Here is a 25,150-nt window from a genome sequence, read left to right on the forward strand (position 1 = left end):
CCCGCTTGCGGGAGAGGGCGGGGGAGAGGGTCTTCGGGCTCTCCCTCAAGTGGACGAAGGGCCCGTCTTACCCCCTCTCCCGCTTGCGGGAGAGGGCAGGGGAGAGGGTCTTCCGGGGCTGCTGATGACGCCTCCGTGATGTTTCCGATCTCCGGGCTCCCCCGGATGCGGGTTCCCCGGACCTCCGAGACCGGGACGGCGGCATCACAATCCGCCCGTGGTCCACGCCGTCCTCCCTGTCGCGCGTCTCCTACGCGTCCTCATCCGTCTGTTGCCGATCGCGGCGCTCGCCGCGGCGGCCTGGCTGTCGCTGGCCGGTCAAGGTCACGCCGACCCCCGCGACTGGCTGACCCCTGAAGAACGTGCCTGGGTCTCTCAGCACCCCGTCCTGCGCGTGGGCGCTTCCGCCACCTACGGCCCCTTCACCTTCACCGACCAGGAAGGCCGCACCGCCGGTCTGTCGGTCGACTACGCGCAGCGCCTGTCCGAACTCACCGGTCTGCACTTCGAGTTCCAGCCCGCCAAGACCTTCGCCGAGAACCTGTCCGCGCTGACCGACGACCAGATCGATCTGCTGATGTCGCTGCGCGAAACCCCGGAGCGCACGCCCACCATCGGCTTCACCCGCCCCTACATCAGCGTGCCGGCGGTGCTGCTGCGCCGCGTCGGCGACGGCGCCGGCCCGCTGCAACCGGGCGAGGCGGTGGCGGTGGCCCGCGGCTACGCGGTGAGCGGCTTCCTCAAGGACCGTTATGCCACGAACCCGGTCCGCGTCGAGGCCGACGACCGCGCCGTGCTGCGCCGGCTGGCCGGCGGCGAGATCGGCGCGGCGGTCATGGACCTGGCCGGCGCCACCTACCTGATGCGTCAGGAAGGCATCGGCAACCTGCGCGTGGTGGACGACATCGGCTTCGCCTACTCGCTGGGCATCGGCTACCGGCGCGACTGGCCCATGCTGGGCCGCATCCTCGACAAGGCGCTGACCCGCATCAGCGAGAGCGAGCGCCAAGCCATCGCCGACCGCTGGATCACGCAGGACACGACGCTGATGCGCTGGCAGCGGCGCGCGCTGTGGGGCTTCGGCATCGCGCTGGTGGTCGTGCTGGCGGGGTTGGGGCTGGTGCTGCTCTGGAACCGCGCCCTGCAACGCCAGGTGCGCCTGCGCGGCGAGTTGCTGCAGCGCGAGCTGGTCGAGCGCACCCGGCTCCAGGACGTGGACCGCGCGCGCGAGATGGCCGAGGTCACGAGCAAGACCAAGAGCGAGTTCCTGTCCCAGGCCAGCCATGAGCTGCGCACGCCGCTGAACGCGGTGCTGGGCTTCAGCCAGTTGCTGGCGCAGGATCCCAAGCGACCGCTGGACGAAGTGCAGCAGGCGCGCATCCGCCACATCGACGAGGCCGCCAAGCATCTGCTGGTGCTGATCGAGGACATGATGACGCTCTCCCGCGTGGAGGCGAACACGCTGACCGTGCAGGCGCTTCCGTTGCAGGCGGGGCCGCTGCTGCGGCGTTGCGTGGAGCTGGCGCAGCCGGCGGCCGAGGCCGCGGGCATCGAGCTGCAGCTGAGCATGACGCCGCAGGAGGACAGCACGCTGCCGCTGGTGCAGGCCGATCCGATCCGGCTGGAGCAGGTGCTGCACAACCTGATCTCCAACGCGATCAAGTACAACCGCCGCGGCGGCTGGGTGAAGGTGCGGGCGCAGGTGGAGTCGCGCGGCTTCCGCATCGAGGTCGCGGACAACGGCATCGGCCTGAGCGCCGAGCAGCGCGCCCAGCTCTTCCAGCCCTTCAACCGGCTGGGCCGGGTGGAGCAGCCCGGTCACGGCATCGGGCTGGTCATCTGCAAGCAGCTGATGGAGCGCATGGGCGGGCGCATCCTGGTGGACTCCGAGAGCGGCAAGGGCTCGCGCTTCACGCTGGAGCTGCCGGCCGTCCCGGCGATGGGCTGAAGCGACCCCGACCGCAAGGTCTGGCACACTGCGCGCCCTTCGGCGCACACTCGGCCTTCCGGGCCGCGCCCTGGCGCCCTACAGCAGTCACACTCCGCCCATGTCCTCTGAATCTTCCCGCCGCGCCGTCGTCATCGGCGGCGGCCCCGCCGGCCTGATGGCCGCCGAACGACTCGCGCTCGCCGGTGTCGCCGTCGACCTGTACGACGCGATGGCCACGGCCGGCCGCAAGTTCCTGCTCGCGGGCAAGGGCGGCCTGAACCTGACGCACTCCGAATCCCGTCCCGATTTCGACAGCCGTTATTTCGAGCGCGCGCCGCAGATCGGCGCCTGGCTGGATCGTTTCGACGGCGAGGCGCTGCGGGCCTGGACGCAGGCGCTGGGCGTGGAGACCTTCGTGGGCACCTCGGGCCGCGTCTTCCCCAAGGACCTGAAGGCCGCGCCGATGCTGCGCGCCTGGTTGTCGCGGCTGCGCGGGCAGGGCGTGCGCTTCCACATGAAGCACCGCTGGCAGGGCTGGGCCGAGGACGGCGCGCTGCGCTTCAGCACGGCCGAGGGCGAAACCCGCGTCCACGCCGAGGCCGTGGTGCTGGCGCTGGGCGGCGCGTCCTGGCCGCAGCTGGGCTCGGACGGCGCGTGGGCGCCGCTGCTCGCGGGCGTCGGGGCCGAGGTCTCGCCGTTGCGCTCGGCCAATTGCGGTTTCGATCTGGGCTCGACGCGCGAAGGCGCGGCGCCGGGCTGGTCGCCGTTCTTCGCCGAGAAATTCGCCGGTCAGCCGGTCAAGCCGGTGGCGCTGTCGGCCGAGGGCGTCGACGGCCGCCGCTTCTCGCGGCAGGGCGAGTTCGTCGTCACCGCGACCGGCATCGAAGGTTCGCTGGTCTATGCCGCCTCGGCACTGCTGCGCGAGAAGATCGAACGCGACGGCGAGGCGCTGGTCCATCTGGACCTGCTGCCCGGGCGTGACGCGGCCTGGGTGGACGAGCAGGTCGCGTACCCGCGCGGCTCGCGCTCGATGTCCTCGCATCTGAAGAGCCGTCTGAATCTGGAAGGCCTGAAGGCCGGCCTGCTGCACGAGGCGCTGACCAAGGAGCAGTACGGCGACGTCGCGCTGCTGGCGCGCACGATCAAGGCGCTGCCGCTGCGCCTGAAGGCGGCGCGGCCGGTCGCGGAAGTGATCAGCACGGCGGGCGGCGTCAAGCTGGAATCGCTCGATGAGCAGCTGATGCTGAAGGCACGGCCCGGCGTGTTCGTCGCGGGCGAGATGCTGGATTGGGAGGCGCCCACCGGCGGCTATCTGCTCACGGCGTCGATGGCGAGCGGCTTGATCGCGGGCGACGGCGCCGCGCTTTTGCTCAAGCGCTGAACACGAGCTGACGCCCGAGATGCCGGCCACCAGAGCTTCTGCGCGCCAATGGCTCTTTGCCATGGGCGTCGGCCTCCTGATCCTTGGTGTGAACTTCGCCGATCGCGTGCTCGATGCGACGCCCTTCGCGCCGTTCACGGAGCTTACGGGGACGCTGGAGGTGATCCAGCATCGGGGCCGCTCCTACTTCGCTTTCGAGACCTCCGAGGGACCGATCAAATGCGACACGATCCGGTGCTACGGCATCGGACTTGAAGCTGCGCACGGACAGGCGTTCACCTTGACCGTCGATCGACGGAAGACGATCTTCGCGGTCCGCTCCCAGGGCCGGGAGCTTCTGAGCGCAGCCGACTCCGATCGAACCAAGTTCCGAGATGGCGCGATTGCGGTGAGCCTGATCGCGCTGTCGCTGGTCATCATGGGTGGGACGTTGCGGGCCAGATGGCGCGAGAGGCGTGATCGGAAGAAGTCCCAGCTGATCCGCCATGGATGAGCCGCAAACCCCGTGATTCGACTCACGCCGTGAGTCGAATGTCCGGAAATACGGCTCATGGCGTGAGCCGCATTGGGTGGGATGCGGCTCACCAGGCGACGCGCGGCAGAGGCCGCGTCGCCAATGGCAGCCCGCTCACTGCGGCCGGTACGTCACCTTCAGCTGATAGCTCCCCGCCGCATAGCCCTTGAGCAGCACGTACACGTCGCCCGCCGTGGTCATCGTCACCGTGCACCCCTCCGTCGACGTGGCCCCATCCGACTTGCAGGTGTAGGTCGAGGTGGTCGGCACCGCGCCCTTGCGGGCGTAGAGATCGATGTCGCCGGTCCCGGTCGTGCTCGCCGCCAGGCTGCCATTCGCCGCGACCTTGAACGGTCCGAAGCTCTTGGTCTGGTTGCGCGTCAGGCTGCCGCTGAAGGTCTCCGTCTTGTCCACCGGCGGCTGCGTGCCCGCGCCGTCGCTGCCCAGCTCCACCGCATACGCCGCGGCGAGCCGCGCGAACTTCAGCGAGTGCTCCGCCTGGCTGCCCATGCTCGCGTAGGTGTCGTTGGCGCTGTGGATGTTGGGGTTGTCCGCGGCGAAGCTGGACTCGAAGGGCATGCTCGCCGCATAGCCCTGCGCGTTCCAGGACGCATGGTCCGAGCACGCATAGCCGCAGCGGTCCGTCCCCACCGTCAGCGTCGGCAGATAGGTCGCGATCAGGTTGGACAGGAAGGTGTTCTGCGAGGCGTCGGTGTAGTCGCTGAACAGATAGATGTCGGCCGCCGCGCCCTTGTAGTTGGTCATGTCCAGCTGCAGCACGCCCACGACATTGGTCCCCGCCGTCGCGAAGCTGCGCGCGATCTCCTGCGAGCCGCGCAGCCCGACCTCCTCGGCGGCATAGGCCATCAGCTTGATCGTGCGGCGCGGCTTGTAGTTGGCCGACACCAGCGCCCGCAGCACCTCGGTCAGGCTGGCCACGCCCGAGGCGTCGTCGTCGGCGCCCGGCGCGCGCATGGTTTCGGCCGAGCCGCCCGACTGGTTGATCGAGTCCAGATGCGCGCCCATCACCACGACTTCGCTGCCGTTGTCGGTGCCCTGGATGGTCGCGATCACCGACTTCTGCGCCCAGCCCGAATGGGTGAACTGCTCGACCGTAATGTCCGCGCGCCCGCTGGCCATCGAGGTCCAGCGCTGCTTCAGCCAGTTGGAGGCGTTCACGCCGCTGCTGCTGGTGTAGTAGCGGTTGGTGTAGCCCGACAGGTCCACGATGGTCTGGCCGATGTTGCTGGCCTGCATCTGCGCCAGCAGCGGCGTCACCACGCTCTGCTGATCGATGACGTAGCTGGGCCGCGTCGCGATGGCCGCCGCGGCCAGGCGCTGCGCACTCGCGGGCGTGCTGTGCCGGCGCAGCGAGGCCAGACCGTCGGCCTGGCTCGCATGGAACATGTAGCCGCCGCAGCGGCGCAGCTCCTCGTGGATCGAATGGCTGAGCGAGGCCAGCGCGTCCGCGTCGACTTCGACCAGATGGATCTTCTCCGGCGCCTTGGAGCGCGCGGCGCTCAAGGACTGCGACGCATCCTGCGCCGGATCGGCCAGCACGCTGGAGACGGCGCGCGCGGCGGGCTGGCTCTTCTGCAGCTGGATCAGCGCGGCGTCGCCGAGGCTGATCCAGACCTTTTCACCGGCTTGCGCGGCCGGGGTGAGGGCGGCCATGGCGAGGCACAGCGCGCTGAGGGTGAGGAACTGACGCATGAACTTGCTCCCTGTGATGCCGGCGATCCCCGTGATGACGGGCCCGCGACGGCAACGGATGATTCGGTGGAATCGAAAGGACCGGGGCGGAAGTCCGCTCCGGAAACGGCGAAGCCGGCGCGCCGCTCGTGGCGGCGCGCCGGGATCCGGTCAGGCGTGGATCAGTAGGTGGCGACCAGCGAGGTGCTGGTGACCTTCGAGTACGCGCTCAGCAGCACGTAGTACGTGCCCGCCGTCGGCGCCGAGATCGTGATGGTCTCGCTGTTGGTCGAGCCGGTGGAGGCGCGGTCGTAGGTGCTGGTCGTCGGCGCGGAGCCGCGACGCACGTACAGGTCGCCGTCGCCGGTGCCGCCGCTCAGCTTGAAGGTCACGCTGCTGCGGCCCGCCGGCACCGCGATGCTGTAGAGCTTGGTCGCCTTGGACGCCAGCGAGATGCCGGTCACCGGCACGCCGCTGGTCAGCACGGTGGCCGTCGGCGGCGGCGTCGTGCCGCTGCAGCTCACGCCCACGGCGGCGAAGGCGGCGGTGACGTCCGCCTTCGAGTAGCCGCGATTGGTGGCCGCCGTCTCCACGCCGCAAGCGCCCTGGTTGAAGGTGCTGTTGGCGGTCCAGTACAGGCGGTTGGCGTCGACCATCACCTCGAAGGCCTTGCGCGTGTTCCAGCCGGCCGTCGTGGCCAGCAGATAGAAGGCGCGGTTGTAGACGCCGCTTGAGTAATGCACGTCCATGCCGCTGCGGTAGTTGGCCGCGTTGCCGATGGACGAGCCGTCGCGCGTCGGGTCCTGGAAGTAGCGCAACGCGCCCGAGGACTTGAAGATCTGCGCGCCCACCAGCCAGTCGTTGCTGCCGCCGTTGCGGTAGTACTCGGCCGCCTCGCCGGCCATGTCGGAGAAGGCCTCGTTCATGCCGCCCGACTGGCCGGAGTAGACCAGTCCGGAGTTCTGCTCGGTGAAGCCGTGGCTGACCTCATGCGCCGAGACGTCCAGCGACACCAGCGGATAGAAGGTCGAGCCGCCGTCGCCGAAGCTCATGCCGGTGCCGTCCCAGAACGCGTTCTCGTAGTTGCTGCCGTAATGCACGCGCATGTAGAGCGTGCCGGTCAGGGGCCGCAGGTTGAACCAGTCCCGGTACATGCTGAAGATCACACCGCCGAAGGCGTGCGCGTCGTTCAGCGGCGAGTAGGCGCCGTTGATCTGCTTGTACTCGTTGCGCGGGCAGGTGAACTGGAAGGGCGTGTTGCTCGCGCTGGTGCTGCCGTTGAGGTTGACGGTGACCACGTTGCCGTCGCTCATCTGGCAGGAGTCGGTGACCTGCAGCGCGGGGTAGTTGGTGCCGTACTCGTAGCGGCCGGTCTTGGCGTTGCCGCCCGGGCCGGTGGCGTCGCGGTGGGCCAGGCCCTCCCAGCGCTCGAGGATCTTGCCGCTGGTGGCGTCGATCATGAAGTGCGGGCGGCTGGGGTGCTTGGTGTCCTCGCGCACGAAGGAGACCAGGTAGAAAAGCTGCGCCTGGTTGCTGGCGTTGAGCCGCACGTAGAGCTTGACCTGCTCGTTCTGGGTCAGCGTGGCGTTGACGGCGCTCTTGGCGACGACCAGCGCGCCTTGCGAGGTCACGCTGGGTTGCGCGCTGGACAGGTCCTGCTGGATGTTGGACAGCATGGTGCCGGCGTAGCGCGAGGTGCCCGCGTTGTTGTCGCGGTGCTCGATCACGCCTTCGCCCCAGACCGGGACGCCCTGGAAGAACTGCTGATGGCGGGTGACCACCTTGCCGTTGGCGTAGCTCTGGCTGCGTACGGCCTGCAGGTCCGACGGGGCCAGACCCAGCGCGGTGGCCGCATTGGGCGCGGCGCTGGCGGCGCGCATCACCGACTGGGCGTTGACGGGCGTGTTGTCGTCCAGGACGACGCGATCCGCGGCCAGGGCGTTGCAGGTGGCGACCGCGGCTGCGGCCATGATGCTGGCGCGCAGGACGCGCCGGAAGTTTGCCTGTGTCATGTCGACTCTTTCATCGTGATGGATCGTTCAGATCTCCCGAAGAAATCGCCGGTCTCGTTCGTGTGGATCGGGACCAGCGTCCCTGCTCTCGGCCCGGGATGCGGGCGTCGCAGGTGTGCTTGATGCGGCTGGCGCCGCGTCCCGAGGTGTCGACGGGGTGCCCCGGAGGACCCGGGGTCGGTTGTGGTGGTGGTCCGTCGACCAGCGCGAATGTAGGGCCGGTTGCTAATCGCCCGACCTGTCAGGGTTGACATCCGTAACAACCCCGGAATCCCTTTCCCGCAGGCACGCCGGTCGCTACGCGCGCACACGCCGGCGCGCGACGGGCGCGGGGACTAGACTCGCGCGAGGCCTGTCCATGGGACATCACCGGACGCCGCGAGCCCGCCTCGATAGCGTCGGACCGGCCTGCTCACCCCCAAGGGAGACGAACAGATGACACACACGGAGACAAACCCGGCCGGCGTCGTTGCGTCGGACACCACAGCGGGCGGGGGCTGGCGCACGCATGAGGTCGCGAATCAGGTCGACGAGCTGTGCGGGTATTCGCTGCTGGAGACGGATCCGGCGTTGAAGGAGGCGCTCGCGCGCGCCGGCGCCGAGGCCTTCGTGCCCGGCCTGTCCGCCTACGCGAGCGCGCTCGGCCGGCCCGAGACCTTGGCGATCGCCGAGCGCATCAACCGCGTGACGCCGACGCTGGAGAGCTTCGACAAGCGTGGTCGCCGCATTGACCGGGTCGAGTTCGACGCCGGCTGGCACGAGCTGCTGGCCATGTATCGCCAGGCCGATCTGGTGGCGATGCCCTTCCGCGACGAACGCCCCGGCCGCTGGGCCGCGTGGGCCGCCGGCTTCTACCTGCACGGCCAGGTCGAGGCCGGCACGCTGTGCCCCGCGACGATGACGCAGGCCAGCATCCCCGTGCTGCGGCGCGAGCCGGCGCTGTGGGACCGCCTGCGGGACCAGCTCTTCAGCACCGACTACGACGGCCGCGATCTGCCCCTGGCACAGAAGCGCTCGATCTGGCTGGGCATGGGGATGACGGAGAAGCAAGGCGGCTCCGACGTGCGCGCCAACACGACCCGCGCCGAGCCGGTCGGCGCCGGCGGGCGCGGCGGCGAGTACCGGCTGACCGGGCACAAGTGGTTCTTCTCGGCGCCGATGTGCGACGCGCACCTGGTCGTGGCCAAGACGCCGGACGGCGCGCCGGGTTGCTTCTTCGTGCCGCGCTGGCGGCCCGACGGAACGAAGAACGCGGTCAATGTGCAGCGCCTCAAGGACAAGGTCGGCAACCGCAGCAACAGCAGCTCGGAGGTCGAGTTCCAGGACGCCTACGGCGTGCTGATGGGCGAGGAGGGTCGCGGCATTCCGACCATCATCGAGATGGCGACCTATACCCGGCTCAACTGCGTGGTGGGCAGCGCGGCGATGCTGCGCCAGGCGCTGGCGCAGGCGCTGCATTACGCACGGCATCGCCAGGTCTTCGGCAAGCGGCTGGTCGAGCAGCCCTTGATGCGCGCGGTGCTGGCGGACCTCGCGCTGGAGAGCGAGGCGGCGATGCAGCTCAGCCTGCGGTTGGCCCAGGCCTTCGAGCATCAGGGCGACGCGCGCGAGCGCACCTGGATGCGGCTGGTCACGCCGGCGGCGAAATTCTGGGTCTGCAAGCGGGCGGTGGAGCTCACCGGCGAGGCGATGGAGGTGCTGGGCGGCAACGGCTACATCGACGACGGCGTCATGGGCCGGCTCTACCGCGAGGCGCCGGTCAACTCCATCTGGGAGGGCTCGGGCAACGTGATGTGCCTGGACGTGATGCGCGCGGTGGCGCGGGATCCGCAGGCCTTCCTGGCGCTGCTCGACGAGATCGACGCCGATGTCGGCGAGGACCCGGCGCTGCGCGCCGAGCTCGATGCGCTGCGCGCGATGCTGGCGACGCCGCCGGATCAGCTCGAGGCGCTGGGGCGTCGGCTGGCCTCGCGGCTGGTGCTGCTCGCGCAAGCGGCGCTGCTGCGGCGGCATGCGCCGGGCTTTGTCGCCGACGCCTTCGCGGCCAGCCGGCTCGATCCGCGCTGGGGCGCGGTGGCGGGCGCGCTGGACATCCGCCGGGTCGACGTGGACGCCCTGTTGCAAAGAGCGTTTCCCGCGTGACCTAAACTCGCGCGCTTTCGTTGCTCTCTCGGGCCTCCGGCCCCGTCGCTGTTTTGGACAAGATCCTCCTCCAGATTGCCGCCGAGCTGAAAGTACGCCCGGCCCAGGTCAACGCCGCCGTCGAGCTGCTGGACGGCGGGGCCACCGTGCCCTTCATCGCCCGCTATCGCAAGGAAGCCACCGACGGCCTGGACGACATCCAGCTGCGTGAACTCGAGGCCCGCCTGACCTATCTGCGCGAGCTCGAGGACCGCCGCGAGGCCGTGCTCAAGTCCATCGAGGAGCAAGGCAAGCTCACGCCCGAGCTCGCCGCCGCGATCGCCGCCGCGCCGACCAAGCAGGAGCTCGAGGACCTCTACCTCCCCTACAAGCAGAAGCGCCGCACCAAGGGCCTGATCGCCCGCGAGGCCGGCCTGGAGCCGCTCGCCGACAAGCTCTTCGCCGATCCCACGCTGGATCCGCTGACCGAGGCCGCCGCCTTCCTGAATCCCGATGCCGGTTTTGCCGACGCCTACGCGGTGCTGGACGGCGTGCGCGACCTGCTGTCCGAGCGCTGGGCCGAGGACGCGCTGCTCATCGGCAAACTGCGCGAATGGCTGTGGGAAGAGGGCCTGTTCAAGTCCAAGCTGATGGACGGCAAGGACGAGAACCACCCCGACATCGCCAAGTTCCGCGATTACTTCGACTACGCCGAGCCGATCCGCACCGTGCCCTCGCACCGCGCGCTGGCCGTCTTCCGCGGCCGCACGCAGGAGTTCCTCGACGCCAAGCTGGCGCTCGACGAGGAGGTCGTCGTCGGCCAACCCTCGCTGGCCGAAGGCCGCATCGCGCGCCACCTCGGCTGGAGCCATGGCAAGCGCGCCGGCGACGAGTTGATCCGCAAGACCGTCGCCTGGACCTGGAAGGTGAAGCTGTCCCTGAGCCTGGAGCGCGACCTGTTCGCCCGGTTGCGCGAGGAGGCCGAGAAGGTCGCCACCAAGGTCTTCGCCGAGAACCTGCGCGACCTGCTGCTGGCCGCGCCGGCCGGCAAGCGCGTCGTCATGGGCCTGGACCCGGGCATCCGCACCGGCGTGAAGGTCGCGGTCGTCAGCGACACCGGCCGCGTGCTTGACACCTCCACCGTCTATCCGCATGAGCCCAAGCGCGATTGGGAAGGCTCGATCCACACGCTGGGCCGGCTGTGCGCGACCCACGGCGTCAACCTGATCGCCATCGGCAACGGCACCGCCTCTCGCGAGACCGACAAGCTCGCCGCCGACCTGATCAAGCGCATCCAGTCGATGTCGCCCGAGACCGTGATCGAGAAGGTCGTGGTCAGCGAGGCCGGCGCGTCGGTGTACTCGGCGTCGGAGTTCGCATCCAAGGAGTTGCCCGATCTGGACGTGTCGCTGCGCGGCGCGGTCTCGATCGCGCGACGCCTGCAGGATCCGCTGGCCGAGCTGGTCAAGATCGATCCCAAGTCCATCGGCGTCGGCCAGTACCAGCACGACGTCAACCAGAGCGAGCTGGCGCGCACGCTGGACGCGGTCGTCGAGGACTGCGTGAACTCGGTGGGCGTGGACCTGAACACCGCGTCGGCGCCGCTGCTGTCGCGCGTGTCCGGCCTGTCGGCCAGCGTGGCCGGGGCGATCGTGCGCTGGCGCGATGCCAACGGCGCGTTCCGCAATCGCCAGCAGCTGCTGGACGTGACCGGTCTGGGCCCCAAGACCTTCGAGCAGGCGGCCGGCTTCCTGCGCATCCGCGACGGCGACAACCCGCTGGACGTCAGCGGCGTGCACCCGGAAACCTACCCCGTCATCGAGCGCATCCTGGCTCAGGTCGCACGCCCGATCGCCGACGTGATGGGCAAGTCCGACGTGATCCGCGCGCTCAAGCCGGAGGCCTTTGCCGATGAGCGCTTCGGCGCGATCACGGTCAAGGACATCCTGGTCGAGCTGGAGAAGCCGGGCCGCGATCCGCGTCCGGACTTCAAGGTCGCGCGCTTCAACGAGGGCGTCGAGGATCTGAAGGACCTGAAGGAGGGCATGGTGCTGGAAGGCACGGTGTCCAACGTCGCGCAGTTCGGCGCCTTCGTCGACCTGGGCGTGCACCAGGACGGGCTGGTCCATGTCAGCCAGCTGGCCAACAAGTTCGTCAACGATGCCCGCGAGGTGGTGAAGACCGGCGACATCGTGAAGGTGAAGGTGCTGGAGGTCGACATGGCCCGCAAGCGCATCTCGCTGACGATGAAGCTGGACGCGCAGGCGCCGCGCGGCGGATCCAAGCCGGACAACAGCTTCCGTGCGGCCGGCCGAAATGAACGCCAGGGCGGCAATCGCCCCGCGGGCCGGGGCGTGGCGCCGGCCGCTGGCGGCGCGATGGCCGCGGCCTTCGCCAAGCTCAAGCGCTGAGCGCCATGGCGGCGTAGGGCGTCGTCACGGGGCGCCGAGAGGCGTCCCGGACCGCACCGCGCATTCGCGCTTCGGCCCCCGAAATTCGCATCTGGTCGCAGGCGTCGTGACGACGTCCCGCGGCGGCGGCTACGCTGCGCGCCGTTCACATCCAGATAAACGTCGACACCGTCTTTCAAGGTGTCGACACGAATGATTCGGGAGTCCCCTTGAAGACCCACGCCATCGCCCGGGCCTGTTTGCTCGCCTGCCTGCCCGTCGCTTCCGTCGCCTTCGCGCAGGAAGGTCCGCCCGGGGAGGGCGGCGCATCGCGGCGGCTGGACCGCGTCGAGATCACCGGCGGCCGCCCCTCCGACAACGACCTGCGCCGCAAGGCCTCGGTCTCCAAGCAGGTCTACGGCCGCGAGGAGCTCGATCGTTACGGCGACACCAACGTCGCCGACGTGCTCAAGCGCCTGCCGGGCATCAGCATGGTCGATGGCGCGGTCCGCATGCGCGGGCTGGGCAACGGCTACACCATGGTCATGATCAACGGCGATCCGGCGCCGCCCGGATTCAAGCTGGACCAGCTGGACCCCTCGCAGATCGAGCGCATCGAGGTCTCCAAGGGCGCGACCGCCGACCAGAGCGCGCAGTCCGTCGCCGGCTCGATCAACGTGATCCTGAAGGAGCCGCCGCGCGTGTCGCAGCGCGACCTGCGCCTGGGCGCCAACTACAACATCGAGAGCCCGCGCCCGTCCGGTACGTTCACCCTGAGCGAGCGCATGGGGCCGGTGTCCTTCACCGTGCCGCTGTCGGTCTTCACCTGGTTGAACCGCCAGGAAGCCGACATCCGCCGCCCCGGTCTGGATCAGAACGGGCAGGCGACGGTCGCCACGCAACATGCGGAGACTCGCAACCACGGTCACGGCTTCAACAGCGCACCGCGCCTGAACTGGAAGATCAGCGACGACGAGACCGTGTCGCTGCAGGGCTTCGCGCAGAAGGGCTGGTGGAACAACGACACGACGGTGCGCACCGGCGGCCCCTACCGCGCGCCCAAGCTGGACGACAGCTCCGACAACGAGGGCACCTGGCAGCTGCTGCGCGCGAACGCGCAGTGGAGCAAGCGTCTCAACGAGAACCAGAAGGTCGAGCTCAAGGCCGGCGTCCAGGACGCCAAGGCGACCTGGAACAACCTGACCATCGACACGCCGGTGCCGGTGCACAACATCGGCGGCAACACCGATCGCGGGCTGACGCAGACGGGCAAGTTCAGCCAGCTCGTCGGTGACGACCACACGGTGAGCGTGGGCTGGGACCTGGAATGGCGCCGCCGCAACGAGACCCGCACGACCACCGTCGGCGGCGTCGACCAGCTGCCGGCCGTCAACGGCGAGGCCTTCCGCGCCGACATCGACCGCCGCGCCTTCTTCCTCCAGGACGAGTGGGAGATCAATCCGCTGTGGTCGGCCTCGCTGGGCCTGCGCAGCGAGCGCATCGCCACGACCAGCTCGGGTGTCGGCGTGAACGCCCGCAACAGCTTCAGCGTGCTGAGCCCGCTGGTGCATGTGAACTGGAAGCTCGACGCCAAGGGCCGCGAGATGGTCCGCGCCAGCGTGACCCGCAGCTACAAGTCGCCCGAGATCACGCAGCTGATGGGCCGCTACGCGCTCAACAACAACTATCCGGACGAGAAGCAGACCAACGACGAGCTCAACCCGGACCGCGTCGGCAACCCGATGCTCAAGCCCGAGCTGGCCACCGGCATCGACATCGCCTACGAGCGCTACATGACCGGCGGCGGCATGTTCAGCCTGGGCTTCTTCCACCGCAGCATCAACGACCTGATCCGCAACGTCACCACGCTGGACGCGCCCACCGCGATCGTCCCGGTGCCGCGCTACGTGCTGCGGCCGACCAACATCTCGCGCGCCACCACCAGCGGCATCGAGATGGAGCTGAAGGGCCGCGCCGGCGAGCTGCTGCCCTCGCTCTTCGACATGAAGACGGCGCTGAACCTGCGCACCGCGCTGAGCGTGTACCACTCGCGCGTCAAGGCGTTGCCGGGACCGGACGCGCGTCTGGACCAGCAGCCGCCCTGGTCGGGCAGCGTGGGCTTCGACTACCGGTTCAGCGGCCTGCCGCTGACGGTGGGCTCGACGCTGGTCTACACGCCGGGCTACGAGACGCAGCAGACCGAGCGCCAGACGCTGGACCAGGGGCGCTCGCGTCAACTGGACCTCTTCGCACAATGGACCTTCAGCCCGAAGACCTCGCTGCGCTTCTCGGCCAATAATCTGGCCCCGCTGGACAACACCCGGTTGACCTCGGTGAGCAGCGGCGACTACACCTACGTCGCGCGCGGCTCCCGCACGCAGCTGGGTCTGGCCCTCGACATGAAGCTCTGACCGCGTCCCCGACCTGCTCGGCGGACGCCCACGAAAGGACGTTCCGCCGATGCAGGCCCTGCAGATCCTCGCCGGCCCGACAGCGCGCCAACGGCTGCGCGACCACGGGCTGCGCGCCACCGACGTGCGCGTCGTGCCCGGCGCGGCCGGCGGCCCCAAGGGGCTGATCCTCAGCGCGCTCGACGCGCACCTGTTCGGCGAGTTCCTCCCGTCCGGCGGCCACGAGGTCCATTTGCTGGGCGCCTCCATCGGCGCCTGGCGCATGGCCACCGCCTGCCTGACGCGCGACGCCGCGCAGGCCGACGCCGAGTTCCAGCGCCTGGCCCACGACTACGCCTGGCAGGACTACGAGTCCGAGCAGCCCGGCAAGCGCCCCAGCGCGGCGGTGGTGTCGCGCGCCTTCGCCGGCAAGCTGGGCGAGATCTTCGGCGGCCGCGAGGCGGAGGTGCTCTCGCATCCGCAGTTCCGGCTGCATGTGTTCACCTCGCGCGGCCGGCATGTGCTGGGCAGGGAAGGGCGGCTGCGCACGCCGCTGGGCTATCTGGGCGCCTTCGCCGCGAACGCGATGTCGCGCCGGGCCATGGGCGGATGGCTGGAGCGGGTGGTGTTCTCCGACCAGCGCTCGCCCTTGCCGATGCCGCTGGGGGACTACCGCAGCCGACAGGTCTCGCTGGACGCGGGCAACCTCAAGCCCAGCATCCTGGCGAGCTGCTCCATCCCGTTTTGGCTGCAGGCGGTGCATGACATCGAGGGCGCGCCCGCCGGCGCCTACTGGGACGGCGGCATCACCGACTATCACCTGCATCTGAACTACGCCGCCATGGTGGGCGACGGCATCGCGCTGTATCCGCACTTCCAGGCCAGCGTGGTGCCGGGCTGGCTGGACAAGGCCTTCAAGCGCCGCCACCGCGCCAGCGCCTTCCTGGACAATGTCGTCCTGCTCACGCCCAACCCCGAGTGGGTGAAGACGCTGCCCAACGGCAAGCTGCCCGATCGCAACGACTTCCAGCGCTACGTCGACGATGTCCCAGGCCGTGCCCGGGACTGGCTGCGAGCGGTCAAGGAGGGTGAGCGGCTGCGCGATGAATTCCGCGAGGCCTGCGCCCGGCCGTCGCTGGACGTTCAGGCGCTGTGAGCTACACTCGTCGCCTCATTTTTCTTTTTCCAACAAGGACCGGGAAAGGCGACATGGTTATGACACCGCGGACTACGTTTTCTCATCGCAAGGTTTGAGCGGCCGCGGCTCGTCACGTCTTTTCATTGCTGTCCGGAAGAAGGCAGCTCAATCAAAGAAGCGCGGCTGGTGGCCGCGCTTTTTGGTTTCTGGAGCACACGAACATGTCCAACATTTCTATTCAACTGCCTGACGGCTCCAAGCGCGAGTTCGCGCAGCCGGTGACGGTGGCCGAAGTCGCCGCGTCCATCGGCACGGGCCTGGCCAAGGCGGCGCTGGCTGGCCGCGTCGGATCGGGCGAGGGCGCCAAGCTCGTCGACACGAGCTTCCTGATCGATCAGGACACGCAGCTGGCCATCGTCACGGAGAAGGATCCGGACGGGCTGGAAGTGATCCGCCATTCGACGGCCCACTTGCTGGCCTACGCGGTCAAGGAGCTCTTCCCCGACGCCCAGGTCACGATCGGCCCGGTCATCGAGAACGGCTTCTACTACGACTTCTCCTACAAGCGTCCCTTCACGCCCGAGGACCTGGCCGCCATCGAGGCCAAGATGACGGAGCTGGCGAAGAAGGACGAGAAGGTGACGCGCTCGGTGCTGCCGCGCGACGAGGCGGTCCAGTACTTCAAGGGCATCGGCGAGGCCTACAAGGCCGAGATCATCGAGAGCATCCCGGCGGATCAGGCGGTGTCGCTGTACGCCGAGGGCGGCTTCACGGACCTGTGCCGCGGCCCGCACGTTCCGTCCACGGGCAAGTTGAAGTTCTTCAAGCTGATGAAGGTGGCCGGCGCCTACTGGCGCGGCGATCACCGCAACGAGCAGCTGCAGCGCATCTACGGCACGGCCTGGGCGACGAAGGACGACCTGGCCAACTACCTGCGCATGCTGGAAGAGGCCGAGAAGCGCGACCACCGCAAGCTGGGCAAGGACCTGGAGCTGTTCCACATCGACGAGCACGCGCCCGGTGTGGTGTTCTGGCACCCCAAGGGCTGGACGGTGTGGCAGGAGGTCGAGCAGTACATGCGCCGCGTGTACCGCGACAACGGCTATCAGGAGGTCAAGGGGCCGCAGCTGCTCGACAAGACGCTGTGGGAAGCCACGGGCCACTGGGACAAGTACCGCGACAACATGTTCACGACGGAGTCGGAGAAGCGTGATTACGCGCTCAAGCCGATGAACTGTCCCGGTCACATCCTGATCTTCAAGCACGGCATCAAGAGCTACCGCGACCTGCCGTTGCGCTTCGGCGAATTCGGCCAGTGCCACCGCAACGAGCCGACGGGCGGCCTGCACGGCATCATGCGCGTGCGCGGCTTCACGCAGGACGACGGCCACATCTTCTGCACGGAAGACCAGATCCTGGCCGAGTGCGTGGCCTACACGGCGCTGTTGCAGAAGGTCTACAAGGACTTCGGCTTCGACAACATCATCTACAAGGTCGCGACGCGTCCCGATGCCCGCATCGGTTCCGACGAGGTCTGGGACAAGGCCGAGTTCGCGCTGATGGAGTCGCTGCGCGCTTCGGGCGTGGACTTCATCATCGCCCCGGGCGACGGCGCCTTCTACGGCCCGAAGATCGAGTACACGCTCAAGGACGCGATCGGCCGCCAGTGGCAGTGCGGCACGATGCAGGTCGATTTCTCGATGCCGGGCCGGCTGGGCGCGGAGTACGTCGGGGAGGACGGCGAGCGCAAGACCCCCGTCATGCTGCACCGCGCGATCGTCGGTTCGCTCGAGCGTTTCATCGGCATCCTGATCGAGCAGCACGCCGGCGCGCTGCCCGTTTGGCTGGCTCCGACGCAGGTCGTTGTCGCCAATATCACGGACGCACAGGCGGACTACGTTTCCGACATCGTGAAATCGCTGCAAAAACAAGGGCTTAGGGTCCAGGCAGATTTGCGCAACGAGAAAATCACGTATAAAATCCGCGAGCATTCTCTGCAGAAAGTACCGTTCATCCTCGTCGTCGGCGACAAGGAGAAAGCGAACGGCGCGGTTGCAGTGCGCGCCCGAGGCAACCAGGATCTGGGCGTGATGTCGCTGGAGGACTTCGTTTCGAAGCTGTCTTCAGCCGTCGCGGACAAGGCCTGAGTCGGGCGCTTTTTGCGTTGTATTGATCACTTCGAGCCCCTGCCAAGGCCCGTCGAGAGGTAACCACCATCGCTACTTTTGCTGACCGTCGTGCGATTCCGGAGCGCAAGCACCGCCTGAATCGCGAAATCATGGCCCCCGAAGTCCGTCTGAATGGCCCCGAGAACGAGCCCATCGGCATCGTGTCGATCCAGGAAGCGCTCCGGATGGCCGGTGAATTGGACGTCGACCTGGTTGAAATCGCCGCTACCGCAGTGCCGCCCGTGTGCCGCCTGATGGACTACGGCAAGTTCAAGTACCAGGAGCAGAAACGCGCGGCGGAAGCCAAGTCCAAGCAGAAGGTCATCGAGGTCAAGGAAGTCAAGTTCCGTCCGGGCACGGACGAGGGCGACTACCAGATCAAGATGCGCAATCTGCGCCGCTTCATCGCGGAGGACGGCGACAAGGGCAAGGTCACGCTGCGCTACCGCGGCCGCGAGATCACGCACCAGGACATCGGCATGCGGATGCTGGAACGCATCCGCGATGAACTGGCTGACGTGGCAGTGGTGGAGCACATGCCCAAGCTCGAAGGCCGTCAGATGATCATGGTGCTGGCTCCGAAAAAGCGCACCTGATCGTCGAGGTCCCGGGGCCTCCGCGAGGAGGATCGGGACCGACAAGTTCAGCCCGCCGATCTGGTCGTCGGCGGGCTTATTAGTCTCCTGCAGGCCATCAAGTACCGCGGTTCTCGTGGTCGCCTGGAGGGACGCACATAGAAGGAGCAGTTATGCCCAAGATGAAGACCAAGAGCAGCGCGAAAAAGCGTTTTCGCGTTCGTCCGGGTGGTACCGTCAAGCGCGGTCAGGCGTTCAAGCGCCACATCCTGACCAAGAAGACCACGAAGAACAAGCGCCACCTGCGTGGCGCCACGACCGTGCATGAGACCAACATGGGCCACATCGCCGCGATGCTGCCCTCCGCTGGTCTGTAATCCAGCTGTAGACAAGGAGATACAACATGCCTCGCGTCAAACGTGGTGTAACCGCACGTGCTCGTCACAAGAAGGTCCTGGCTCTGGCCAAGGGCTTCCGTGGTCGTCGCAAGAACGTCTTCCGCATCGCCAAGCAGGCGGTGATGAAGGCGGGCCAGTACGCCTACCGTGACCGCCGTGCCAAGAAGCGCGTGTTCCGCCAGCTGTGGATTGCCCGTATTAACGCGGCAAGCCGTGGCCTGGGTCTGAGCTACAGCAAGTTCGTGGCCGGCCTGAAGAAGGCCCAGATCGACATCGACCGCAAGGTCCTGGCCGATCTCGCCGTCAACGATCCTGCTGGCTTTGCCAGCATCTTCGCCAAGGTGAAGGCCGCTCTGGCTTGATAGCCAAGGTCCACGTGCGGGTGCTCTCCCGCGCGCGGACCGGCTGCTCCGCTTCGTCGGAGCGGCCGCTTTTCAAAGGCCGACACCTTGGTGTTCGGCCTTTTTTCATTCCGGTGCGCTGGTGCGATGTTCGCCATCGGCCAGCCCACTTCGATTTCCGCCAACGACTTCCAGTCGCCCCGCGATGAACGACCTCGATCAATTGCTGCAACAGGCCACCGGCGATTTCGCCGCCGCCACGACTCCCGCTGACCTGGAGAACGCCAAGGCCCGATTTCTGGGCAAGACCGGCCAGGTCACCGAGCTGATGAAGGGCATGGCCGCGCTGTCGGTCGAGGAGAAGAAGACCCGCGGCGCGCAGATCAACCAGCTCAAGCAAGGCATCGAAGCCGCGCTGACCGCGCGCCGTCAGGCGCTGGCGGACGCCGAACTCGAGAAGCAGCTCAAGGCCGAGGCGCTGGACGTCACGCTGCCCGGCCGCCAGCGCGGCACCGGCGGTCTGCACCCGATCACGCGCGCGATGGCGCGCATCGAGGCGATCTTCGGATCGATGGGCTTCGATGTGGCCGACGGCCCCGAGATCGAGAACGACTGGTTCAACTTCACCGCGCTGAACACCCCCGAGGATCATCCGGCTCGGTCCATGCACGACACCTTCTACATCGAAGGGGGTCACGTCTTGCGCACCCACACCAGCCCGATGCAGATCCGCTATGCGGTGCAGCACGTCAAGAAGCACCGCGCGCTGATCGACGCCGGTCAGCCGATGCCTGAGATCCGCGTCATCGCGCCCGGCCGCACTTACCGCGTCGACAGCGACGCCACGCACTCGCCCATGTTCCACCAGGTCGAAGGCCTGTGGGTCGGCGAGAACATCAGCTTCAAGGACCTCAAGTCCGTCTACGTGAACTTCATGCAGCAGTTCTTCGAGACGACGGACATGGAGATCCGCTTCCGCCCCAGCTACTTCCCCTTCACCGAACCCAGCGCCGAGATCGACATGATGTTCGGCTCCGGTCCGCTGAAGGGCCGCTGGCTGGAGGTGTCGGGCTCGGGTCAGGTGCATCCGCAGGTGATCCGCAACATGGGCCTCGATCCCGAGCGCTACATCGGCTTCGCCTTCGGCTCGGGCATCGACCGCCTGGCCATGCTGCGCTACGGCGTCAACGACCTGCGCCTGTTCTTCGACGGCGACCTGCGCTTCCTGTCGCAGTTCAAGTAAGCCCATACGGTCGTCGCCTAGAGAGCAAGAGAGAAACACATGCAATTCCCTGAGAGCTGGCTGCGGGCCTTCTGCAATCCCGCGCTGAACACGCAAGAACTGGCCGAGCTGCTGACCATGTCCGGCCTGGAAGTGGAAGAGCTGCGCCCGGTCGCACCGCCGTTCCACGGCATCGTCGTGGCCGAGATCGTCGAGGCCGTGCAGCATCCCGATGCGGACCGGCTGCGCGTGTGCAAGGTCAACGCCGGCGGCCCCGAGCTGCTGCAGATCGTCTGTGGCGCGCCGAACGCGCGCGTCGGCATCCGCGTCCCGCTGGCGACCATCGGCGCCGAGCTGCCCCCCGGCGAGGACGGCAAGCCCTTCAAGATCGGCAAGGGCAAGCTGCGCGGCGTCGAGAGCTTCGGCATGCTGTGCTCGGCCCGCGAGCTGAAGCTGGCCGAGGACCACGGCGGTCTGCTGGAGCTGGCCGCGGACGCGCCTATCGGCCAGAACATCCGCGAGCACCTGAACCTGGACGACACGCTGTTCACGCTCAAGCTGACGCCGAATCTGGCGCACGCGCTGAGCGTCTACGGCATCGCCCGCGAAGTCTCCGCGCTGACCGGCGCACCGCTGATCGCGCCGGAGATCGCCGCCGCCGCCGTCGCCAACGACACCAAGCTGCCGGTGCGCATTGAAGCCGCCGATCTGTGCGGCCGCTTCTCGGGCCGTGTGATCCGCAACGTCGACACGAAGGCCAAGACGCCGCAGTGGATGGTCGATCGTCTGGCCCGCTGCGGTCAGCGTTCGGTGTCGCCGCTGGTGGACATCTCCAACTACGTGATGTTCGAGCTGGGCCGCCCGTCCCACATCTTCGACCTGGACAAGATCCACGGCGAGCTGATCGTGCGCTGGGGCAAGCCCGGTGAGCAGCTCAAGCTGCTGAACGGCAACACCATCGAGATCGACGAGCAGGTCGGCGTGATCGCCGATCGCGAGCAGGTCGAATCGCTGGCCGGCATCATGGGCGGCGACGCCACGGCCGTGTCCGACGACACCCGGAACATCTATGTCGAGGCCGCGTTCTGGTGGCCGAAGGCGGTGATGGGGCGCTCGCGCCGCTTCAACTTCTCGACCGACGCGGGTCACCGCTTCGAGCGCGGCGTCGATCCGGCCGGCACCGTCGAGCACATCGAGCGCATCACCGCGCTGATCCAGCAGATCTGCGGCGGCGAAGCCGGCCCGATGGACGACCAGACCACGCAGTTGCCCGAGCGCAAGCCGGTCGCGCTGCGCGTCGACCGCGCCGCCAAGATCATCGGCATGCCGGTGACGCAGGCCGATTGCGAAGGCGTGTTCCAGCGCCTGGGACTGACGTTCACGTCCGCGCCGGGCGTGATCACGGTGACGCCGCCGTCCTTCCGCTTCGACATCCAGATCGAGGAAGACCTGATCGAGGAAGTCATCCGTGTGCTGGGCTATCCCAAGCTCCCGTCGACGCCCCCGCTGGCGCCGGTGGTCGGCAAGGTGCGCACCGAGTCGCGCCGCGCGACGCACGCGCTGCGCCACGCGATGGCCGCCCAGGGCTACTTCGAGACCATCAACTTCAGCTTCGTCGAGGCGCGCTGGGAGCAGGAGCTCGCCGGCAACGCGAACCCGATCCAGCTGCTGAACCCGATCGCCGCGCCGCTGGCGGTGATGCGGACCTCGCTGATGGGTTCGCTGGTCCAGGTCTTGCGCAACAACCTGTCGCGCAAGGCGCCGCGGGTGCGCGTGTTCGAGATCGGCCGCGTGTTCCTGCGCGACGCGTCGGTGCAGGAAAGCGACACGAGCATCGCCGGCATCGCGCAGCCGATGCGTCTGGCCGGTCTGGCCTGGGGGCCGGCCGAGCAGCAGCAATGGGCGCTGAAAGACCGCGCGGTCGACTTCTTCGATGTGAAGGGCGATCTGGAAGCGCTGTTCGCTCCTTTGCAGCTCAGCTTCGAGGCCGCCGAGCATCCGGCCCTGCATCCGGGCCGCAGCGCCCGCGTGCTGCTGGACGGCGTCGAGATCGGCGTGGTCGGCGAGCTGCATCCCAAGTGGCGCCAGGGCTACGAGCTCCCGTCCGCGCCGGTGCTGTTCGAGGTCGCGCTGGACGCGGCGCTGACGCGCACGCTGCCGCAAGGCAAGGGCGTGGCCCGGCTACAGGCGGTGCAGCGCGACCTGGCGCTGATCGTGGGCGAGCAGGTGACGCACGCCTCCCTCATGCAGGCGATCGAATCGAGTGGGGAAGCCCTGGTACGCTCCGCCCGTCTGTTCGACGTCTTCAAACCGGCTCAGCCCACGGCCGAGCTGAAGGCGGGCGAGCGCAGCCTGGCGGTGCGCCTGGAGCTGCTGGACGACGACAACACCCTGACCGACGAACGTATCGAGCAGGCGGTGGCGAAGGTGGTGGCGCAGCTGGGCGAACGCCTGGGCGCGCGACTGCGCGGCTGAGGAGGGAGAGAACGAATGAGCGATGACGATCTGAAGGCCCAGGCCCGGGTGCTGCTCGGCAGCCTGGAGACCCCGACGCTGACCAAGGCCGAGTTGGCCGAACTTCTGTTCGACAAGCTGGGCCTGAACAAGCGCGAGTCCAAGGACATGGTCGAGGCCTTCTTCGACATCATTCATGACAGCCTCTCCAGCGGTCGCGAAGTGAAGCTGTCGGGCTTCGGCAACTTCAACATCCGCCGCAAGGCGCCGCGGCCCGGCCGCAATCCGCGCACCGGCGAAGCGATTCCCATCAAGGCCCGCAACGTCGTCACGTTCCATGCGAGTCACAAATTGAAAGAAGCCGTCCAAGGCAACACGCCGACGGGCGGGGACTTCGAGTAGAGTCTGACCCCTGTCTCAGCCGCCGGAGCTCCTGATTCCCATGGACATCGCGCTGCCCGCCATCCCCGCCAAGCGCTACTTCACCATCGGTGAGGTGAGCGAGCTTTGCGGTGTGAAGCCCTACGTGCTGCGCTACTGGGAACAGGAGTTCACGCAGCTCAAGCCGATGAAGCGCCGGGGCAACCGCCGCTATTACCAGCACCATGAAGTGCTGCTCATCCGGCGCATCCGCGATCTGCTCTATGACCAGGGCTTCACGATCAGCGGTGCACGCAATCAACTGATCGACGTGTCGCATGCGGCGACCTCCAACGCGCAGGAGTTCCGCGCGGAGGCGCTCGCATCCGCTCGCCATGAGGCCGGCCGCGCGCAGCGCGAGTCGATCCGTGCGCTGGCCTCCGACATGTCCGATGGCGCGGCGCACACCAGCGTCACGCTCGAAAAGCTGACCCTGGGACAGGTCAGAGAAGAATTGTTGGCAATCCGAGAGAGTTTGCTTGCATGACGCTCTCAGATGCGTATAGAATCTGAGGCTTCGTCGGGGTGTAGCGCAGCCTGGTAGCGCACTTGCATGGGGTGCAAGGGGTCGCGAGTTCGAATCCCGCCACCCCGACCATTAATAAGAAGAACCGAGAAGCCCGGTACCGCAAGGTACCGGGCTTTTTCGCTTTCTGGCCGGCCCCATTCCCATCCACGGACGCAGCACCGGCACGCGCATCGCGAGGCCGGCGACGAGCAGGCAAGCCAGGGCCGTGATCGCCACGAGCAAGCAGGCTTCGACGGCCAGCGGCAGTTGCAGCGGCGCGAGCAGATGCCCCGCGATCACCGTCGCCGTCTGGTGGACGATGTAGAACGGAAACACCGCCAGCGTCAGCCAACGCAGCATCGGCGAGTCTCGGTCCGCCAGCAGCTGACGGCCCCAGCCCAGCGCGGCCACGATGGGCAGCCATTGCTTGCCGGCGTTCAGCGCGCGCATCGCCATCAGGAACCAGTCGGCGAAGTGCTCTCCCTGCGAGGCCCGCCACGCGTCGGTCAACGCTTGCGAGAGCAGCTGTACTGCGATGAAGCCGATCAGCGCGACCCAGCGCAATCGCCGCGCGGCCTCCCAGGCGCCGTGGCGGTCGTCGCGCGAGCCGAAGAGCACGAAGCCCAACAGGAACATCGCGCCGTAGACCGCGTGCTGGTACCAGTCGTGGGTCAGGTCATGCGTGGTGGGGAAGCGCTCCAGCAGATGCTGGCGCGCGATGGCGAACAGCAGCCAGGGCACCCACAGCAATCGGCCGCCGCTCACGACCTGACCCCAGGCGGGGCTGCTCATCCAGCGGCGCGAGGTGGCCACCGCCATGAGCACGATCACGGTGTAGGCCCAGACGTAGGGCAGGAACCACAGGTGATTCCAGGTCGGCAGGGACAGGCAGTCGTCCCCGCGGCAGAAGCCGTGGTACGCCTGGAAGTAGAGCTTGAGGAAGTCCAGGTAGCTGCCGCCGTAATGGAGCTTCTCGACGACCTCCAGATAGGCCTGGGGTGGGACGACGACGGTCATGCCCAGCAACAGCGGCAGCAGCAGCCGGCCGCTGCGGGCGCGGATGAGCCGGCCGACGCCGACGCCAGGGCCGCCATCGCCGGCATCGCGGCCATCGCGGCCAAGCATCAGCGCGGTCGCCGCCCCGGAGATCGCAAACAACAGCGACATGCGCCACGGGTTGAGCCACAGCATCCAGGCCTCGAGCGCGGGGATGAGCCGAGGCGACTTCACGTGCCAGTCCCAGCTCACGTAGAACATGCCCGAGTGATAGAGGATCAGCAGGCCGAAGGCGATGACGCGCAGCCAGTCGAGCTCGGTGAGCCGGTGGGCCGGGACGGTCGACGGCGCGGGCGAGGGCGCGCGGGAGGGGTGTGAGGTGTCCATGGCGCTGGAGCATCGGCGGGGCGGGGCCTCGCGCGGACGGAATGTGACGAGCCGCCCCCGCGCGGTGACGGCCCGCCCCGTCCCAGGGGTGGCGCGTCGTCCCTGAACGACGC

General features: G+C 68.0%; 18 protein-coding genes and 1 tRNA gene. 16 read left to right on the forward strand and 3 right to left on the reverse strand.

The features are described from left to right. The first annotated feature begins 217 nt into the window (after positions 1-217). From ABDW59_RS05480 to ABDW59_RS05490, 3 genes are all read left to right on the forward strand, one after another. Entirely contained in the window at positions 218-1,948 is a 1,731-nt protein-coding gene (locus ABDW59_RS05480) for a transporter substrate-binding domain-containing protein (RefSeq protein ID WP_343628518.1), read from the forward strand. A 100-nt stretch (positions 1,949-2,048) separates the two neighbouring features. After that, the gene (locus tag ABDW59_RS05485; RefSeq protein WP_343628519.1) at positions 2,049-3,311 is read left to right on the forward strand and encodes a TIGR03862 family flavoprotein; all 1,263 of its coding nucleotides are present in this window, start codon (positions 2,049-2,051) and stop codon (positions 3,309-3,311) included. A gap of 19 nt (positions 3,312-3,330) precedes the next feature. Next, on the forward strand, positions 3,331-3,804 hold the full coding sequence (locus ABDW59_RS05490; RefSeq protein ID WP_343628520.1) for a hypothetical protein: 474 nt from the start codon (positions 3,331-3,333) through the stop codon (positions 3,802-3,804). A 135-nt stretch (positions 3,805-3,939) separates the two neighbouring features. Here the strand turns inward: ABDW59_RS05490 and ABDW59_RS05495 are convergent, their stop codons facing one another. Both ABDW59_RS05495 and ABDW59_RS05500 read right to left on the reverse strand, forming a co-directional pair. Beyond that, positions 3,940-5,538 carry a M20/M25/M40 family metallo-hydrolase gene (locus ABDW59_RS05495; protein WP_343628521.1) on the reverse strand — a complete coding sequence of 533 codons (1,599 nt, stop codon included), beginning with the start codon at positions 5,536-5,538 and terminating at the stop codon, positions 3,940-3,942. A 161-nt stretch (positions 5,539-5,699) separates the two neighbouring features. Then, complete coding sequence (locus ABDW59_RS05500) at positions 5,700-7,529, reverse strand: M4 family metallopeptidase (RefSeq protein ID WP_343628522.1); 1,830 nt, start codon at positions 7,527-7,529, stop codon at positions 5,700-5,702. A gap of 435 nt (positions 7,530-7,964) precedes the next feature. Here ABDW59_RS05500 and ABDW59_RS05505 point away from each other — a divergent pair, with 435 nt between their 5' ends. The 13 genes from ABDW59_RS05505 to ABDW59_RS05565 all read left to right on the forward strand — a co-directional run bounded on the left by ABDW59_RS05505 (position 7,965) and on the right by ABDW59_RS05565 (position 23,744). Next, positions 7,965-9,671 (forward strand): acyl-CoA dehydrogenase family protein, encoded by a 1,707-nt coding sequence (locus ABDW59_RS05505; protein ID WP_343628523.1) that lies wholly within the window; start codon positions 7,965-7,967, stop codon positions 9,669-9,671. 53 nt (positions 9,672-9,724) lie between these two features. Further along, positions 9,725-12,061: a Tex family protein gene (locus ABDW59_RS05510; protein WP_343628524.1), complete on the forward strand. Its 2,337-nt coding sequence runs from the start codon at positions 9,725-9,727 to the stop codon at positions 12,059-12,061. 209 nt (positions 12,062-12,270) lie between these two features. Beyond that, a complete protein-coding gene (locus ABDW59_RS05515) occupies positions 12,271-14,451 on the forward strand; it encodes a TonB-dependent receptor (RefSeq protein WP_343628525.1) in 2,181 nt (726 codons plus the stop codon). A 49-nt stretch (positions 14,452-14,500) separates the two neighbouring features. After that, entirely contained in the window at positions 14,501-15,586 is a 1,086-nt protein-coding gene (locus ABDW59_RS05520; RefSeq protein WP_343628526.1) for a phospholipase, read from the forward strand. 203 nt (positions 15,587-15,789) lie between these two features. Further along, positions 15,790-17,715: a threonine--tRNA ligase gene (gene thrS, locus ABDW59_RS05525; RefSeq protein WP_343628527.1), complete on the forward strand. Its 1,926-nt coding sequence runs from the start codon at positions 15,790-15,792 to the stop codon at positions 17,713-17,715. A 68-nt stretch (positions 17,716-17,783) separates the two neighbouring features. After that, positions 17,784-18,332 (forward strand): translation initiation factor IF-3, encoded by a 549-nt coding sequence (infC, locus tag ABDW59_RS05530; protein WP_343628686.1) that lies wholly within the window; start codon positions 17,784-17,786, stop codon positions 18,330-18,332. Between the two features lie 152 nt (positions 18,333-18,484). Further along, complete coding sequence (rpmI, locus tag ABDW59_RS05535) at positions 18,485-18,688, forward strand: 50S ribosomal protein L35 (protein WP_067062292.1); 204 nt, start codon at positions 18,485-18,487, stop codon at positions 18,686-18,688. Positions 18,689-18,714: 26 nt separating this feature from the next. Further along, entirely contained in the window at positions 18,715-19,071 is a 357-nt protein-coding gene (rplT, locus tag ABDW59_RS05540) for a 50S ribosomal protein L20 (RefSeq protein ID WP_058934277.1), read from the forward strand. A 184-nt stretch (positions 19,072-19,255) separates the two neighbouring features. After that, positions 19,256-20,293, forward strand: a complete 1,038-nt coding sequence (pheS, locus tag ABDW59_RS05545; RefSeq protein WP_343628528.1) for a phenylalanine--tRNA ligase subunit alpha — start codon at positions 19,256-19,258, stop codon at positions 20,291-20,293. Between the two features lie 39 nt (positions 20,294-20,332). Beyond that, positions 20,333-22,747, forward strand: a complete 2,415-nt coding sequence (pheT, locus tag ABDW59_RS05550; protein WP_343628529.1) for a phenylalanine--tRNA ligase subunit beta — start codon at positions 20,333-20,335, stop codon at positions 22,745-22,747. 15 nt (positions 22,748-22,762) lie between these two features. Then, positions 22,763-23,128: an integration host factor subunit alpha gene (locus ABDW59_RS05555; protein ID WP_343628530.1), complete on the forward strand. Its 366-nt coding sequence runs from the start codon at positions 22,763-22,765 to the stop codon at positions 23,126-23,128. 40 nt (positions 23,129-23,168) lie between these two features. Continuing rightward, complete coding sequence (locus tag ABDW59_RS05560) at positions 23,169-23,633, forward strand: MerR family transcriptional regulator (RefSeq protein ID WP_343628531.1); 465 nt, start codon at positions 23,169-23,171, stop codon at positions 23,631-23,633. Between the two features lie 34 nt (positions 23,634-23,667). After that, positions 23,668-23,744, forward strand: a tRNA-Pro gene (locus ABDW59_RS05565). Here ABDW59_RS05565 and ABDW59_RS05570 read toward each other — a convergent pair. Further along, the gene (locus ABDW59_RS05570) at positions 23,745-25,037 is read right to left on the reverse strand and encodes a hypothetical protein (RefSeq protein WP_343628532.1); all 1,293 of its coding nucleotides are present in this window, start codon (positions 25,035-25,037) and stop codon (positions 23,745-23,747) included. It abuts the tRNA gene before it with no gap. Between the last annotated feature and the right edge of the window lie 113 nt (positions 25,038-25,150).

The sequence above is a fragment of the Roseateles sp. genome, from assembly GCF_039595295.1.
GTDB lineage: Bacteria > Pseudomonadota > Gammaproteobacteria > Burkholderiales > Burkholderiaceae_C > Roseateles.

What these genes read in the sequence shown, in the direction of transcription:
- ABDW59_RS05485 (WP_343628519.1), top strand. Translation starts at nt 2,049, where the DNA reads ATGTCCTCTGAATCTTCCCGCCGCGCCGTCGTCATCGGCGGCGGCCCC.
- ABDW59_RS05490 (WP_343628520.1), top strand. Translation starts at nt 3,331, where the DNA reads ATGCCGGCCACCAGAGCTTCTGCGCGCCAATGGCTCTTTGCCATGGGC.
- ABDW59_RS05495 (WP_343628521.1), bottom strand. Translation starts at nt 5,538, where the DNA reads ATGCGTCAGTTCCTCACCCTCAGCGCGCTGTGCCTCGCCATGGCCGCC.
- ABDW59_RS05500 (WP_343628522.1), bottom strand. Translation starts at nt 7,529, where the DNA reads ATGACACAGGCAAACTTCCGGCGCGTCCTGCGCGCCAGCATCATGGCC.
- ABDW59_RS05505 (WP_343628523.1), top strand. Translation starts at nt 7,965, where the DNA reads ATGACACACACGGAGACAAACCCGGCCGGCGTCGTTGCGTCGGACACC.
- ABDW59_RS05520 (WP_343628526.1), top strand. Translation starts at nt 14,501, where the DNA reads ATGCAGGCCCTGCAGATCCTCGCCGGCCCGACAGCGCGCCAACGGCTG.
- thrS (WP_343628527.1), top strand. Translation starts at nt 15,790, where the DNA reads ATGTCCAACATTTCTATTCAACTGCCTGACGGCTCCAAGCGCGAGTTC.
- rpmI (WP_067062292.1), top strand. Translation starts at nt 18,485, where the DNA reads ATGCCCAAGATGAAGACCAAGAGCAGCGCGAAAAAGCGTTTTCGCGTT.
- rplT (WP_058934277.1), top strand. Translation starts at nt 18,715, where the DNA reads ATGCCTCGCGTCAAACGTGGTGTAACCGCACGTGCTCGTCACAAGAAG.
- pheS (WP_343628528.1), top strand. Translation starts at nt 19,256, where the DNA reads ATGAACGACCTCGATCAATTGCTGCAACAGGCCACCGGCGATTTCGCC.
- pheT (WP_343628529.1), top strand. Translation starts at nt 20,333, where the DNA reads ATGCAATTCCCTGAGAGCTGGCTGCGGGCCTTCTGCAATCCCGCGCTG.
- ABDW59_RS05555 (WP_343628530.1), top strand. Translation starts at nt 22,763, where the DNA reads ATGAGCGATGACGATCTGAAGGCCCAGGCCCGGGTGCTGCTCGGCAGC.
- ABDW59_RS05560 (WP_343628531.1), top strand. Translation starts at nt 23,169, where the DNA reads ATGGACATCGCGCTGCCCGCCATCCCCGCCAAGCGCTACTTCACCATC.
- ABDW59_RS05570 (WP_343628532.1), bottom strand. Translation starts at nt 25,037, where the DNA reads ATGGACACCTCACACCCCTCCCGCGCGCCCTCGCCCGCGCCGTCGACC.